Source organism: Rhodospirillum rubrum ATCC 11170, from assembly GCF_000013085.1.
Taxonomy (GTDB): Bacteria; Pseudomonadota; Alphaproteobacteria; order Rhodospirillales; family Rhodospirillaceae; genus Rhodospirillum; species Rhodospirillum rubrum.
Map to the genome: position 1 here is coordinate 4,337,974 of NC_007643.1, position 14,852 is coordinate 4,352,825.

Genomic DNA, 14,852 nt, shown 5'->3' on the forward strand with positions numbered 1-14,852 from the left:
TCGTGAAAGATATCAAACCGCTCCTGATATCGGGCAAGGAAGTGTATCCCCTGGTCGAAGGCGGCAAGGGCGTTGCGGTGACGAACGGCCGCAGCTCGGGCGCCTGGGCGGCCGCTGGTGGTGTTGGCACCATCAGCGCGGTGAATGCCGATTTTTATGACGAGACCGGCGCCCTGGCCAATCAGGTTTACAAGGGGCGGACGCGCAGCGAACGCCACCGCGAGCTGATCGACTTCGGCATCAAGGGCGGCATCGTCCAGGCCCGCATCGCCCACGAGGAAGCGCGCGGCGAAGGGCGGATGCACATCAACGTCCTGTGGGAAATGGGCGGGGCCCGCGAGGTTCTCGAAGGCGTGCTCGAAGGCGCCAAGGGCCTGGTCCATGGCGTGACCTGCGGCGCCGGCATGCCCTATGGCGTGGCCGAGATCGCCGCCCGCCACCGCGTCTATTACTATCCCATCGTGTCGTCGGCCCGCGCCTTCCGCGCCCTGTGGAAGCGGGCCTATAGCAAGGCCCCCGAATGGCTGGGCGGCGTCGTCTATGAGGATCCCTGGCTGGCCGGCGGCCACAATGGCCTGTCCAACAGCGAAAACCCGCGCGAACCCCAGCCGCCCCTGCCGCGCGTCGCCGAATTGCGCGCCCAGATGCGCGCCGTCGGCGCTCCCGAGGTGCCGATCATCATGGCCGGCGGCGTGTGGTATCTGCGCGAATGGGCCGAATGGCTTGAAAACCCCGAGCTGGGGCCGATCGCCTTCCAGTTCGGCACCCGGCCGCTGCTGACCCAGGAAAGCCCGATTTCCGACGAGTGGAAGCAGCGCCTGCTGACCTTGCGTCCGGGCGACGTGTTGCTCCATCGCTTCAGCCCGACGGGGTTCTACTCCTCGGCCGTGCGCAATGACTTCCTTCAGGAACTGGTCGAGCGCTCCAACCGCCAGATCACCTATTTCACCGAGCCCCAGGGCCAGCACACCACCAGCTTCGCCGTCGGCCCGCGCGCCCGCGAGGTGTTCGTGCGCGCCGAGGATAGCGTTCTGGCCCATGCCTGGGTCGCCCAGGGCTTCACCGAAGCCATGCGCACGCCCGATAACTCGCTGATCTTCGTCACGCCCGAGCGCGCCGAGCGCATCAAGACCGACCAGATCAATTGCATGGGCTGCCTGTCGGCCTGCGGGTTCTCGAACTGGGCGGAGAACGAGTTGAACAACACCGGCAAGCGCGCCGACCCCCGCTCGTTCTGTATTCAAAAGACCCTCCAGGAAATCGCCCACGGCCACCCCGTCGACCAGAACCTGATGTTCGCCGGCCATAACGCCTTCCGCTTCGCCACCGATCCGTTCTTCACTTCGGGACGGATTCCGACCATGGGCGAGTTGGTCGAGCGCATCCTGACGGGCGATTGACCGGCAACCGAAAAGGGTTTTGCAGCCTGGAATTTAGTTCCTAGCTAGAACGGATATTGACTTAGTTCCAATTTGCCGTGAGTCTCTGCTATGGTTAGGGACTTGCGGTAAGGACCGAAAAAATGAACCATCATCGTCCGTTCAGGCCTATCCTGGAAAAATTAAGAAAAGCGGGTCTGCGCCCGACGCGTCAGCGTCTGGCCTTGGCCCGGTTAATGTTCGATGCCGGAAACCGTCATGTGACGGCTGAAACCCTGCATACCGAAGCGATGGATGCGGGCGTTTCCGTATCTCTGGCTACCGTCTACAATACGTTGCATCAATTCACAGAAGGTGGACTTTTGCGCGAAGTGGTCGTTGACCCCGGCCGCTCCTATTTCGATACCAATACCTCCGAGCACTATCACTTCTACTTCGAGGTTTCGGGGGAGCTGGTGGATATTCCGGCCTCCGACGTCAACATCGACCGCCTGCCCGAGATCCCGGCCGGCGCCAATGTTCGCGTCATCGATTTGGTTATTCGCCTGGGTGTCTGATCCGCGCGCCCCTGTCCGGTCAAGGACGGGGTGTCGTCGGCTTTAGAGCCCGAGGTGCGGCGGCCAATCCCGCCGGATCTTTATCCGTTTCCGGGTTGGAAGATCCAGGTCCCGAGCGCCCCCGGGACCGGTGGGATTTTCTCGCCCCCCAATTTTGTCCCTCCCGGCTTTGTTCCTCCCGACCTCGGCCCCCCGACTCCGGGCCCTCGCCGGGTTGCCTAATCCAGGGTTTCGTCGCGATAGAGCCCCCAGAAGGCATCGCGCGCCAACCAGCCCAGATAGCCCCCGACATCGGCCCGGCAATAGGCGGTCGCCCTGGGGCATGTCAGCAATTTACCGATCACGCCCGGCTCCAGACGGGCCAGAGGCCTGCTTTCCACCGAAGGGTCGCTGCGCAGAATCTGCGGGCCGCCGATGGTGAGAAACGTGCGCTCGCCCGAGAGCATGTGACGGTGAACCCACCCCTCCGACCCCTCGGGATCGCGGATCTTGCGCCAATTGTCGTATTCGGCCAGGATCTCTATGGGAATTCCGCGCTTCTGAAAGGTCCAGACCACCGGATAACGGGTGCCCGGACCCGAGCGCATATTGATTTGAGCCGACCGCAACGAGGCGAATCGGGGAAGCGGCAGGCCGCTGGGCGCCTCGCCCCCCGACCCGGCGTTTTCGTCGGCTTCGGGGGCGACCTGGGCTTTGGTCGGCGGAGTCGCCACGACCAGGGCCAGGGCAACCATCGTCGCGACGAGGGCCGGGAGGGAAAAGGGCTTGCGAAGGGTCATGGCGTCAAGGGTCCGGGGCTCTTCAAGGGCTTGTCAGGCGGGACGGGATGGGTGTGGGAGCGCCCGGGACGAACGCCGCGCGGACCCCATTAGACCGGTTCGATCGCCCTTCGGTCAAGGCTGGCGCGCGGGGATCGCCCCGCCATCACGGTGTCCGCCGCTCTCGACGCATGGCGCCGCTGGACAATGTGGGGCCGTCTTGCTACGCAAAGTCGACAATCCTCGGGAGAATCCGGCTCAACGGGTTCCCCTCGTCCGCCCTCGGACCGCTCAGCCGTAACCGGGAGTTTCCTCTATGCCGCAGGCCAAGCCTCTGGTCATCGTTACGCGTAAGTTGCCCGAAGCCATCGAAACCCGCATGGCGGAGCTGTTCGATGCCCGGCTGAACGTCGATGACCATCCGTTCACCCGGGAAGAACTCTGCCAGGCCGTGGCGGAGGCCGATGTGCTGGTTCCCACGGTGACCGACCGCATCGATGGCGGCGTGCTGTCCCATTGCGGGGAGTCGCTGCGGCTGATCGCCAATTTCGGCACCGGCATCGACCATATCGACGTGGCCACCGCCCATCAGCGCGGCGTCACCGTCACCAATACCCCCGACGTTCTGACCGAAGACACCGCCGATATGACGATGGCGATGATCCTGGCCGTGCCGCGTCGGCTGGCCGAGGGCGAGCGCATGGTGCGCGAGGGCCAGTGGCTGGGCTGGAGCCCGACCCATATGCTGGGCCACCGCATCTGGGGCAAGCGCCTGGGCATCATCGGCATGGGGCGGATCGGCCGCGCCGTCGCCCGGCGCGCCCGGGGCTTTGGCATGACCATCCATTACCACAACCGCCGCCGGCTGCACGAAAGCCTGGAACAGGAACTCGACGCCACCTATTGGGAAAGCCTCGATCAGATGCTGGCGCGGATGGACGTGGTCTCGATCCACTGTCCCCATACCCCGGCCTCCTATCATCTGTTGTCGGCCCGGCGCTTGGCGCTGCTGCGGCCCGAGGCCTATGTGGTCAATACGGCGCGCGGCGAGGTGATCGACGAGAACGCCCTGGTGCGCATGCTGGCGAAGGGGGACCTGGCCGGTGCGGCCCTTGACGTCTTCGAATACGAACCCGCCGTCAATCCCAAGCTGGTCGCCATGAACAACGTCTTGCTGCTCCCCCACATGGGCTCGGCGACGCTGGAGGGGCGGATCGACATGGGCGAGAAGGTTCTGATCAACATCAAGACCTTCGTCGATGGTCACAAGCCTCCCGACCGGGTTCTGCCCACCATGCTCTGAGCCCTTGCGGGACCAGGGCGGCCTTTAAGGCGGAAGGGTGACGGCGGCGGGGCGCGGGCGGGCCTGCGCCCTGACGGGGGGCCTTGGGCGGCCCCCGGATCAGGCGGCGGCGCCGAAACGGCGGGCGGCGATCGCTAGGGCGAAAAGCTCCTGATGGGCGCAATGCCACCAGGGGCCCAAGGTGCCTTCGGCCCGCCGCGCCCGCAGCCGCCGCCGGATGTCCAGACCGATCCGGCCATCCCCGCCGGCCTCGACTGCGGCCCGGCGCAGCAAACGTTCGAACAGCGCCCGATCCTGGCTCAGGCGGGTGGCGAGGCTAAGGATGGCCCGCCGGCGCGCGGCCAGGGCCAGGGATGGGGGCAGGCTGGGCAAGGCGGTCAGGCGGGATGGATCGGCAAAAGCGTGGCCCATGGGGTTGTCTCCTTCGAGGGGTGGTCCGACGCGCGGCCGGCCCCGGAGACGAGCTCAATCCAGGGCCGTCTGCGCCCCGAAAAATTAACCAATGAGCGTAAAAAGAGGGTGAACCACGCCTGTTACGTGTAGGCGTGGCCCTCTCATCCCCAGCCTCATACCAATAGTCTTATACCATCAAGGTGGCGGCTCCCGCCGGCGTCTCGGTCAGCCAGGTGACGGCGCCGGCGACCTCGCAGGGCAGGTCGTCGCGCAGATCGGCCGGGGTCAGGGCGATGGCGCGCAGACCGGCCTCGCAGACGACGAAGCGCACGCCCAGCGCGACGCAGGCCTCCAGCAGGGTTTCGAAATCGGCGACGCCGCGCGCCGCCAGGGCCTGATCCTGGGCCAGGGCGGTGTCATGTCCGGGCGAAGGGGCGAGCGCCCGCCAGCCGGGGCTGACATCCCCCGTGACCCCGGGCGGGGGCGTGGAGGGGCGGGCGGTCCGCGCCAGGGCCCTGGTCGCCCCCAGGGTGAAGAACAGCAGGGCGGGCTGACCCAGGGCGGCGGCGGCGCTGGCTAGGACCAGGGCGTAATGGACGCGCTCGAAGGCATCCGAGAGCACCACCGCCGACAGGCCGGCGATGCCGGGCGCGGGCGCGGCGGGATCACCCGGCACAGACGGATCCCTCGGCCTGATCGGCGTGGAGGGACAGATCGGTGATCGTCGGTTGGGCGCCGCAGAGCGGGCAGGCGGGATCGGGCTTGAGCCGGACCTCGCGGAAGCCGCCGGCCAGGGCGTCGCAGATCAGCAGCCGCCCGGCCATCGAGCGGCCGATGCCCAGAAGCTCCTTGATCACCTCGGTCGCCTGCAGGCTGCCCATGGTGCCGACAACGGCGCCCAGGACCCCGGCCTCGGCGCAGGTCGGCACCGATCCTTCGGGTGGCGGCTCGGGGTACAGGCAGCGATAACAGGGCCCGCCCTGATGGGTGCGGAAGGTGGAAAGCTGGCCATCGAAGCGCAGCACCGCGGCGCTGACCAGGGTCTTGCCCAGCAGGTGGCAGGCGTCGTTGATCAGAAAGCGGGTGGGAAAATTGTCGCTGCCATCGGCCACCAGATCATAGGCGCCGATCAACTCCAGGGCATTGGCGGCGGTCAGCCGCTCGGTGTGGGTCTCAAGGCGCACGCCGGGATTGATCGCGGCGACGGCGGCGGCGGCGCTGTCGACCTTGGTCATGCCGATGCGCTCGGTGGTGTGCAGGATCTGGCGCTGCAGGTTCGACAGGTCGACGACATCGGCATCGATGACGCCGATGGTGCCGACGCCGGCGGCGGCGAGATACAGCACCAGCGGCGAGCCGAGGCCGCCGGCGCCGACCACCAGCACCCGGGCGCCCAGCAGGCGGGCCTGACCGGTGCCGCCGACCTCGGGCAGCAGGATATGGCGGGCGTAACGGTGGATCTGTTCTTCGGTGAAATCCATGGGCGGGGGGATCCAGGACGGCAAAGGGAAAACGGCGCGGACCCCCGGGTTACCGGGAATCCGCGCCGAGTTCAACAGCCACCGCCCCGCCTGGGGCGAGAGCCACCGCCCCGCCCGGGGCGAGAGCCACCACCCCGCCCGGGGCGATCGGCCGCTCAGGGCTGCTCGAACAGCGGCGTCGACAGATAGCGCTCGGCGAAGCTGGGCAGGATGACCACCAGGGTTTTATCCTTGTTTTCCGGGCGCTGGCCGACCTCGACGGCGGCGGCCAGGGCCGCGCCCGAGGAAATCCCCACCGGCACGCCTTCCTGACGGGCGACGGCGCGGGCGGTGGCGAAGGCGGTTTCGTTGGCGACCTTGACCACTTCATCGATCAGGCTGACATCGAGATTGCCCGGAATGAAGCCGGCGCCGATGCCCTGGATCTTGTGGGGCCCCGGGGCGCCACCGCTGATCACCGGGCTGTCCTCGGGCTCGACGACCACCAGCTTGACGCTGGGCTTGAGCTTTTTGAGGACGCTGGCGATGCCGGTCGCCGTGCCGCCGGTGCCCACGCCCGACACCACGATATCAACGGCGCCGTTGGTATCGTTCCAGATTTCCTGGGCGGTGGTCTGGCGATGGATCTCGGGGTTGGCCGGATTGTCGAACTGCTGAAGCAGCACGGCGCCGGGAATGCTCTCGACCAGTTCCTGGGCGCGGGCGACGGCGCCCTTCATGCCCTTGGCCGCCGGGGTCAGGTCGATTTCGGCGCCGAGGTGGGTCAGCATCTTGCGGCGCTCGATCGACATGCTTTCGGGCATGGTTAAGATCAGCCGGTAGCCGCGCGCGGCGCAAACGAAGGCCAGGGCGATGCCCGTATTGCCCGAGGTCGGTTCGACCAGGGTGGCGCCGGGCTTGATGCGGCCGTCGCGTTCGGCGGCATCGATCATGGCGAAGCCGATGCGGTCCTTGACGCTGGCCAGCGGATTGAAGAATTCGCATTTGCCAAGCAGGTCGGCGACCACGCCATGGGCCTTGGAAAAGCGCGCCAGCCGGACCAGCGGCGTGGCGCCGATGGTGTCGACGATCGAGTCATAGACCTTGCCGCGGAACTCGATGTCGGTCGCGCTGGTGCCGACGGACTCGGAGGCGGCGGACGGAGCGATCACGGTCATGGCTTTTTCCAGTTCCATTGTGTAATTAGAAAGGCATAAACACCTATTGATCTGTATTTACACCGGCATCGGCCGATGTCAAATGATTCCCGGCGTTTTCCCGGGCTTGGCCACCCGCTTAGCCGGACACCGCCCGGGCGCCGCCGTCGCGGTCAGATGGTGAAATCCAGGTTCTTTTCGGCTTCGCTGGGAATGCCGTCGCGATAGGCGCGGGTACACAGGTCATCGACGGTGAGGGTGTCGAGCTTGACCATCAACTCGTCGTGCAATTCGTTCCACAGCGGCCGCACCACCTGACGGCCAAGATCCGAGCCGGGCAGTTCATCGACCGCCTCGTCGATGGCTTCCAGGTCGCGGACGACGCGGACGATTTCGCCGATGGTGATGCGCCGGCGTTCGCGGGCCAGCCGGTAGCCGCCGCGCGGGCCGCGCACGCCGGTCAGCACGCCGCTGCGCACCAGATGCTGCAGGGTCTGTTCCAGATAGCGCCGGGGGATGCCCTGGCGGCGGGTGATCTCGCGGCTTTGCACCGGTTCGCCGCCGGCGTGATAGGCGATATCAAGCACCGCCTCGATGGCGAAGAGCATCTTTTTGGAAAGCCTGATCATGCCAAAGATCCCTTCTGCGCGGGGGAGGGGCAGGGGGCGGCGGCCCGGTCGGTCAGCGTCGCGGCGATGCGCCCGGCCAAGCGGTGGGCGACCACGTCCTTGGACAGGGTCGGCCAGTCTTCGACGCCTTCGGCGGTGATCACATGCACCGTGTTGTCGGGGCTGGCGAAGACGGTGCCGCGACCGCCATTGCCAGCCTCGGACACGTCATTGGCGATGATCCAGTCGCAGCCCTTGCGCAGGCGCTTGGCCGAGGCCTGGGCGACGACCTCCTCGGTCTCGGCGGCGAAGCCGACGACCAGGGCGGGGCGCTGGGGTCCGGCGGCGGCGAGGTTGGCCAGGATATCGGGATTGGGGCTGAGGGCGAGGACCGGCGGCGGCGCGCCGGCGGCCTTCTTGGTTTTATGGGTCGCCGGATGGGTCACCGTCCAATCGGCGACGGCGGCGGCGCAGACGGCGATATCGGCGGGCAGGGCCTGCTGGCAGGCGGCCAGCATCTCGCGCGCCGTGGTGACGCGCACCACCGTCGTTCCCGGCGGATCGGCCAGGGCTGTCGGGCCGCTGACCAGGGTGACGCGGGCGCCAAGCCGGGCCAGGGCCCCGGCGATGGCATGGCCCTGATGGCCCGAGGAACGGTTGGCGATATAGCGCACCGGATCGATCGGTTCGTGGGTGGGGCCGCTGGTCACCAGGGCGTGGCGGCCGCTTAAGGGGCCGGGCGCGGCCGGCGACAGGCCAAGCACCCGTTTGATGGCGGCGAGGATCTCGGGCACCTCGGCCATCCGCCCCTCGCCCTGTTCCCCGCAAGCCATATCGCCCGATCCGGGGCCGACGCGATGGATGCCACGGCTTTCAAGCAGGGCCATATTGGCCCTGGTCGCCGGATGGGCCCACATGAACAGGTTCATCGTCGGGGCGACGAGAACCGGCTTGTCGGTGGCGAGCAAGGTGGTGCTGGCCAGATCATCGGCATGGCCCCCGGCCATCTTGGCCAGCAGATCGGCGGTCGCCGGGGCAACCACGACGATATCGGCCTCGCGCGACAGGCGGATATGGCCCATCTCGGTTTCATCAGTCAGCGAGAACAGATCCTGATAGACCGGCTCGCCCGACAGCGCCGCAAGCGACAGCTGCGTGACGAACTGGCTGCCACCCCGGGTCAGGACGCAGCGGACCCGGGCCCCTTGATCGCGCAGGCGGCGGATGAGGTCGAGCGACTTATAGGCGGCGATGCCGCCCGCCACGATCAACAAGATGCGCTTGTCGTTCACGCTATGGGGCTCCGTTTGCGGTCGGGCGGCGACAGCACAAGGCCGCCGGACTCGCCGGTTCTGGCGATGGTCCCCCACCCGCAAGGGTTAGAAGGGGACTAAACGGACCGGCAAAGGGTTATAGGGGGCGAATTGAACAAATTCGCAAGGACCTTGGCAAGGAGAGTCCCACGGAATTTCCGTGAAATCGCGGCGGCGGTGGGCGTGAGGCTTGCTCCCCGCGCACCGCCGGCAATTCGAGAGTGAAGAAAATCGTCGTCGCACTCTGGTTCAGAGCGCTGGGGAGGCGCTCCCGGCGGCAAGGCCGGGGCCGGCGATCGCCCGGGGGTGCTTAGGACTCTTTGAGGAAAAGCAGTACGCCCAGCACGATGGCGATCAGCCAGGGGGCGACGGTGATCACCCCGCTCAAGGGGCCGCGATTGCCGCGCAGGGCCTTGACCGTTTCCGGGTGCAGGCGGAAGCCGCCCTTATCCATGCCGCCCAGCAGGTTCTCGGCCGATTCCAGCAGACGCGGCAGCCGGCCCACCGAGTCGCTGAGCGTCTTCATGCCATCGGCCAACCGGGCCTGGGGACCGAGGTTGTCGGCCATCCACGATTCGATCAGCGGGCGGGAAAGCTCCCACATATTGACATCGGGGGCCAGGGTGCGGCCGACGCCCTCGGTCACCAGCATGCTTTTTTGCAAAAGCAGCAACTGGGGCTGGGCCTGCATGTCAAAGGTCTCGGTGACCTGGAACAACTGACCAAGCAGGCGGGCGACGGAAATCTCGTTGAGCGGCCGGCCCATGATCGGTTCGGCGATCGAACGGCAGGCCTGGGTGAAGCCCTCGACCGATTTATCGGCGGGAACCCAGCCGGCCTCGAAATGGACCTCGGCGGCGCGGCGATAATTGCCCGTCAGGAAGCCCAGCAGCATCTCGCCCAGATAGCGCCGGGTCTGGCGGTCGATTCGGCCCATGATGCCGAAATCGACGGCGACCAGAACCCCCTCGGCATCGACGAACATATTGCCGGGGTGGAGGTCGGCGTGGAAGAAGCCGTCGCGGAAGACCATGCTGAAGAAGGCGTTGGCGGCGTTGCCGACCAGCACCCGGGGATCGAGGCCGGCGGCGATCAGCTTGTCGGGCTCGTCGATGCGCAGGCCGCGCACCCGTTCTTGGGTCATGATTCGCCGGCCGGTGCGCTGCCAGTCGATGGCCGGCACGCGGAAGGTCGGATCATCGGCGAAATTCTCGGCCAGTTCGCAGGCGGCGGCGGCTTCGAAGCGCAGGTCCATCTCGATGACGACCGATTCCTCGAAGGCTCGGGCGTTTTCCACCGGGCGCAGCCGGCGCCACTGGGGCTGGGCGAATTCCACCAGCCGCGAGAGCCAGAACAGCAGATCGATATCGCGGCGGAAGGCCTCCTCGACGCCGGGGCGCAGAACCTTGACCGCGACTTCGCGGGTATGGCCCTCGGCATCGGGGGCGGTGATGGCGAAATGAACCTGGGCGATCGACGCCGCCGCCACCGGCACCGGATCGAAAACGCTGAAGGCGCTTTCAAGGGGCCGGTCCAGTTCGGTTTCCACCGTGCGGCGGACATCCTCGAAGGGGAAGGGCGGCAGCGAGTCTTGCAGATTGGACAGGTCGGCCGCGACCTCTTCGCCCATCAGATCGGCCCGCGTCGACAATGCTTGGCCAAGCTTGATGAAGGACGGACCCAATTCGCCAAAGGCGGCGGCGAGCTTTTCGCCCGGACGGCCTGGCACATTGCGGCGGCTGGCCGCCTTGGCGATCCAGACGGCCGGTTTGGCCACCCCCAGGCGCTCCAGCGGGAACAGGGCATCGTGACGCGCCAGAACCCGGGCGATGGTGATCAACCGGGTCAGATTACGGAGGTGGCCAATCATGTCAGAGGCGCCGTCCCGAATGCATGGCGGCGATGCCGCCCGACAGGTTCCGATAGCGGACCTGACCAAGGCCGGCGGCTTCCATGCGCGCCAGAAGTTCTTCCTGGGGCGGGAACTTGCGGATGCTCTCGGCCAGATAGCGATAGGCTTCCTCGTCACGGGCGACGTAGCGGCCCATGATCGGCAACATCTTGAAGGAATAAAGGTCGTAAAGCTGGTCAAGGACCGGCACCACCACCTTGCTGAATTCCAGGCACAGGAAACGGCCGCCGGGCTTGAGCACGCGCCGCGCCTCGGCCAGGGCGGCGTCGATATGGGTGACGTTGCGCAGGCCGAAGGCGATGGTATAGGCATCGACGCTGCGGTCGGGCAAGGGAACGGCCTCGGCGTCGCCGCAGGTCCATGACAGGCCGCTGACGATGCCGCGATCGATCGCGCGATCACGGCCGACGCTGAGCATTTCCTTGTTGATGTCGCAAACCGTCACATGGGCCGGGGCGACGCCCTCGGCCACTTTGCGGCGGCTGCGTTCCAGAATGCGGAAGGCGATATCGCCGGTGCCGCCGGCCAAGTCGAGATAGGCGCGCCCCGGGCGGGGATCGAGCCAATCGACGAAGGCGTCCTTCCAGACCCGGTGAATGCCACCGCTCATCAGGTCGTTCATCAGGTCGTAGCGGGGAGCGACGGAGTCGAAGACTCCGCGCACGAGACTGGCCTTTTCCGCCGCCTTGACGGTACGGAAGCCAAAGTGTGTCGTATCAGTTTCCTGCGTCATGCCGCGCACCTTAGTATAAGCGACGGGGCCACGCCACACGAACGTTGGCGCCCCGGAGAACGGGGTGCGTCCCGCGCCATCTTGGCGGGGAACCCCAAGGGAAGCGGACCATATGCCAGAATTACCCGAAGTGGAAACCGTGCGCTTGGGCTTGACCCCGGCTCTTGTCGGAGAACGGCTAAGCCGGGTGGCGGCGCGACGGCCGGCGCTGCGTCTGCCGATCCCGGTCGATCTGGTCCAACGGCTGACCGGAAAGGTTGTCGGTAGTCTCGATCGCCGGGCTAAGTATCTGTTATTACGCATGATCGATGGGCCGGTGGCGCTGATCCATCTTGGCATGTCGGGCAGCATGACCGTTGGGCCGCTGGCCGGTCATGCCGAACCGGGGCCCCATGATCATATTTTGTTCGAAACCGAGGCTGGCCTGCGCGTCACCTTTCGCGACCCCCGGCGCTTCGGTCTGATCACCCTGGCCGAGCCCGAGACTCTGGATGATCACCCGCTGCTGGCCAAGCTTGGTCCCGAGCCGCTGTCCGAGGCTTTCGACGCCGAGGTCCTGGTGCGCCGGCTGAACGGCCGTCAGGCGCCGATCAAGGCGGCGCTGCTTGATCAGGGCGTGGTGGCCGGGCTTGGCAATATCTATGTCAGCGAGGCCTTGTTCCGCGCCGGCATTTCGCCGCTGCGCCCGGCGGCCAGCGTCACCGGCGCCTGGGCCGAGGCGCTGGTGGCGGCGATTCGCGCCGTTTTGGGCGAAGCCATCGCCGCGGGCGGCTCGTCGTTGCGCGACCATCGCCAGACCGATGGGGCTTTGGGCTATTTTCAGCACCGCTTCGCCGTTTACGATCGCGTCGGCCAACCCTGCCCGGGCTGCGACTGCGATGTGGCGCGGACCGGCGGCATCGAACGGATGGTCCAGTCCGGGCGATCCACCTTTTTCTGCGGGCGTCGTCAGCGGTGATGGTGTAGTCTCCGGCCCATGAACGCGCCAAGACTCCAGGGAAAGCCCCCGAGCCGCCGCTACCTTTCGACTCGATCGGTAGCTTTTGCCCCCATGCTGATCGCCGGTGGTTTCGCCGCGATAACCCTGCTGGGATCGGTGATCGTGGTGCCGCCGGCGGCGGCCTTTCAAGCCGAAGCCGAGGCCCCGGTGAAATTCGTGCGCGGCACCGAGGACGTGCCCCTGATGCCCGGTCTCGCCCCGGTTCCCGATTCGGGAATGGTCTTCGAAGCCACCGGGGGGCGCTTGGTTGAGGCCTTCGCCAGCGGTCCGGTGAAGCGGGCCCGCGTCCTTGAGTTCTATCGCTCGACTCTGCCCCAGCTTGGCTGGAAGATCTCGGGTCCGAGTTCCTTCGCCCGCGAGGGAGAAACCCTTGATCTCGATTTCATCGGCGAGTCCCCCGCCCTGACGGTCCGGTTTTCCCTGGCCCCCGACGGCTGAGCCGCGCCAGCGGCTTACCCTTTGGCGGCGGCCCCCGGTCCGCCCGCCGCCCGCCCACGGGCGGCCCGACAATCCCGCATGATCCTACCACCATTGAGGGAGCAGGCTCAGATGGCCTACGAAAACATTCTCGTGGAAACCAACGGTAAAGTGGGCATCGTCACGCTCAACCGGCCCAAGGCGCTCAATGCCCTTTCGGCCGGGTTGGTCCGCGATCTCGGCGCCGCCCTCGACGCCTTCGAGGCCGATGTGAACGTCCACGTCATCGTCCTGACCGGCTCGGACAAGGCTTTCGCCGCCGGCGCCGATATCAAGGAGATGGCCGAAAAGTCCTATATGGACGCCTATCTCGAAGACTTCATCACCAAGGGCTGGGAGCGGGTGACCACCTGCCGCAAGCCGATCATCGCCGCCGTGGCCGGATTCGCCCTGGGCGGTGGCTGCGAGATGGCGATGATGTGCGATTTCATCATCGCCGCCCAGAACGCCAAATTCGGCCAGCCCGAAATCAACCTGGGCACCCTGCCCGGCGCCGGCGGCACCCAGCGTCTGACCCGCTTCGTCGGCAAGTCCAAGGCGATGGACATGTGTCTGACCGGGCGGATGATGGATGCCGACGAGGCTTGGAAATGCGGCCTCGTCAGCCGCATCGTCCCGGTGGACGATCTCAAGGACGAGGTGCTGAAGATCGCCGAGGCGATCGCCGATAAAAGCCTGCCGATCACCATGATGGTCAAGGAGGCGGTCAATGCCGCCTATGAGACCACCCTGGCCCAGGGTGTCCGATTCGAGCGCCGGCTTTTCCAGGCGAGTTTCGCCACCGACGACCAGAAGGAAGGCATGAACGCCTTCATCGAAAAGCGTCAGCCCAGTTTCACCGACCGCTGAGGCGGCGCCGAAGTCGCGGGCAAGCGTTTTCCTTGACGGATGGACAGGTCCATCCTATAAAGCCGCCCTTCCGCGCGCTCTGGCTGTCCGGGCCGGAACGCGGCGGAACCCTTTTTCTTGAGATGTCGAGCAGGGACCCTCCATGGCCAACCATAAGTCGGCGAAGAAGCGCATTCTGCGCAACGCCAGCCGCTCCGAGATCAACCACGCCCGCATCGGCCGTATCCGTACCTTCGTCAAGAAGGTCGAAGCGGCGATCGCCAGCGGTGACAAGGATGCCGCCAAGGCGGCTTTCCAGATCGCCATGCCGGAAGTGCAGCGCGGCGTGACCAAGGGCGTTCTTCACCAGAACACCGCTTCGCGCAAGATCTCCCGGCTGTCGGCCCGGATCAAGGCGATCGGCGCCTAAGTGGCGCCGTCCTGCTCCGCTTCGGCGGAGCGGGATGATGAAGCGATAAGGCCCCCTCCCGGGGGCCGATAAGCGACATGACCCCTTTCGGGGGTGGCGCCTTCTTTGGCATGGCTTCGTGAAACCGGGGCCGGTCAGCTTTGGCGATTACGAATGGAAGAGCGCCGTCGGCACGCTTGGGGCAACCTAGGCGTGTTTTTTTGTCTTCTCGGCGGCCACCGCCGCCCCGGCCGGCGCTGACGGGGAGTCCCCGCTCCAACCCTGGACCTTTGGTCCTCCCCTGGTCCAAAAAACCCCGGAAATCGGCCGTTTTTCCCCCTCTCTTGTGGGTCTGGAAAGGCGAGACCCAAAATCTGGTGTCAACGCGCGAAATTTCGATGTTCACCTTTCAGTCTCGTTGTATTACCGGCAGCACAGTCATAATCTTTCCAACGTGCCGCCGAGCGGTGGCGTCTTCTGAAAATGTGCCGGTGGGTTGATTCCTCTTTTCTCCCTGATTTTAGTCCATAAGGGATGAAGGGATCAGGAATCCCCCTAGTATTTG

16 protein-coding genes are annotated in these 14,852 nt (G+C 66.3%); 7 read left to right on the forward strand and 9 right to left on the reverse strand.

The genetic code is table 11. The features are described from left to right. Positions 1–2: 2 nt before the first annotated feature. On the forward strand, positions 3–1,400 hold the full coding sequence (locus RRU_RS19530) for an NAD(P)H-dependent flavin oxidoreductase (RefSeq protein ID WP_011391534.1): 1,398 nt from the start codon (positions 3–5) through the stop codon (positions 1,398–1,400). Positions 1,401–1,522: 122 nt separating this feature from the next. Beyond that, entirely contained in the window at positions 1,523–1,936 is a 414-nt protein-coding gene (gene irrA, locus RRU_RS19535; protein ID WP_011391535.1) for an iron response transcriptional regulator IrrA, read from the forward strand. A gap of 218 nt (positions 1,937–2,154) precedes the next feature. Here the strand turns inward: irrA and RRU_RS19540 are convergent, their stop codons facing one another. Beyond that, a complete protein-coding gene (locus tag RRU_RS19540; RefSeq protein WP_011391536.1) occupies positions 2,155–2,715 on the reverse strand; it encodes an SH3 domain-containing protein in 561 nt (186 codons plus the stop codon). A 295-nt stretch (positions 2,716–3,010) separates the two neighbouring features. On the opposite strand from RRU_RS19540, the gene RRU_RS19545 reads away from it, so the two are divergent. Then, positions 3,011–3,997: a 2-hydroxyacid dehydrogenase gene (locus RRU_RS19545; protein WP_011391537.1), complete on the forward strand. Its 987-nt coding sequence runs from the start codon at positions 3,011–3,013 to the stop codon at positions 3,995–3,997. A 99-nt stretch (positions 3,998–4,096) separates the two neighbouring features. On the opposite strand, the gene RRU_RS19550 is transcribed toward RRU_RS19545, so the two are convergent. From RRU_RS19550 to ubiE, 8 genes are all read right to left on the reverse strand, one after another. Further along, a complete protein-coding gene (locus RRU_RS19550) occupies positions 4,097–4,408 on the reverse strand; it encodes a hypothetical protein (RefSeq protein WP_011391538.1) in 312 nt (103 codons plus the stop codon). 169 nt (positions 4,409–4,577) lie between these two features. After that, the gene (locus RRU_RS19555) at positions 4,578–5,066 is read right to left on the reverse strand and encodes a DsrE/DsrF/DrsH-like family protein (protein WP_011391539.1); all 489 of its coding nucleotides are present in this window, start codon (positions 5,064–5,066) and stop codon (positions 4,578–4,580) included. After that, positions 5,056–5,871, reverse strand: coding sequence for a HesA/MoeB/ThiF family protein (locus tag RRU_RS19560; RefSeq protein ID WP_011391540.1), 816 nt, complete (start codon positions 5,869–5,871; stop codon positions 5,056–5,058). Before RRU_RS19560 ends, RRU_RS19555 begins: the two co-directional genes overlap by 11 nt. A 155-nt stretch (positions 5,872–6,026) precedes the next feature. Further along, positions 6,027–7,028: a cysteine synthase A gene (gene cysK, locus RRU_RS19565; protein WP_014626663.1), complete on the reverse strand. Its 1,002-nt coding sequence runs from the start codon at positions 7,026–7,028 to the stop codon at positions 6,027–6,029. A 152-nt stretch (positions 7,029–7,180) separates the two neighbouring features. Then, entirely contained in the window at positions 7,181–7,636 is a 456-nt protein-coding gene (locus tag RRU_RS19570; protein WP_011391542.1) for an RrF2 family transcriptional regulator, read from the reverse strand. Continuing rightward, complete coding sequence (coaBC, locus tag RRU_RS19575; protein WP_011391543.1) at positions 7,633–8,907, reverse strand: bifunctional phosphopantothenoylcysteine decarboxylase/phosphopantothenate--cysteine ligase CoaBC; 1,275 nt, start codon at positions 8,905–8,907, stop codon at positions 7,633–7,635. Before coaBC ends, RRU_RS19570 begins: the two co-directional genes overlap by 4 nt. A 331-nt stretch (positions 8,908–9,238) precedes the next feature. Beyond that, on the reverse strand, positions 9,239–10,798 hold the full coding sequence (ubiB, locus tag RRU_RS19580) for a 2-polyprenylphenol 6-hydroxylase (protein ID WP_011391544.1): 1,560 nt from the start codon (positions 10,796–10,798) through the stop codon (positions 9,239–9,241). 1 nt (position 10,799) lies between these two features. After that, on the reverse strand, positions 10,800–11,573 hold the full coding sequence (ubiE, locus tag RRU_RS19585; protein WP_014626664.1) for a bifunctional demethylmenaquinone methyltransferase/2-methoxy-6-polyprenyl-1,4-benzoquinol methylase UbiE: 774 nt from the start codon (positions 11,571–11,573) through the stop codon (positions 10,800–10,802). Positions 11,574–11,685: 112 nt separating this feature from the next. On the opposite strand from ubiE, the gene mutM reads away from it, so the two are divergent. From mutM to rpsT, 4 genes are all read left to right on the forward strand, one after another. Next, a complete protein-coding gene (gene mutM, locus RRU_RS19590; RefSeq protein WP_011391546.1) occupies positions 11,686–12,531 on the forward strand; it encodes a bifunctional DNA-formamidopyrimidine glycosylase/DNA-(apurinic or apyrimidinic site) lyase in 846 nt (281 codons plus the stop codon). 93 nt (positions 12,532–12,624) lie between these two features. Next, positions 12,625–13,011: a hypothetical protein gene (locus tag RRU_RS19595; RefSeq protein WP_014626665.1), complete on the forward strand. Its 387-nt coding sequence runs from the start codon at positions 12,625–12,627 to the stop codon at positions 13,009–13,011. A 111-nt stretch (positions 13,012–13,122) separates the two neighbouring features. Continuing rightward, positions 13,123–13,899, forward strand: a complete 777-nt coding sequence (locus tag RRU_RS19600; protein WP_011391548.1) for an enoyl-CoA hydratase — start codon at positions 13,123–13,125, stop codon at positions 13,897–13,899. 142 nt (positions 13,900–14,041) lie between these two features. Continuing rightward, on the forward strand, positions 14,042–14,308 hold the full coding sequence (gene rpsT, locus RRU_RS19605) for a 30S ribosomal protein S20 (protein ID WP_011391549.1): 267 nt from the start codon (positions 14,042–14,044) through the stop codon (positions 14,306–14,308). Positions 14,309–14,852 lie beyond the last annotated feature (544 nt).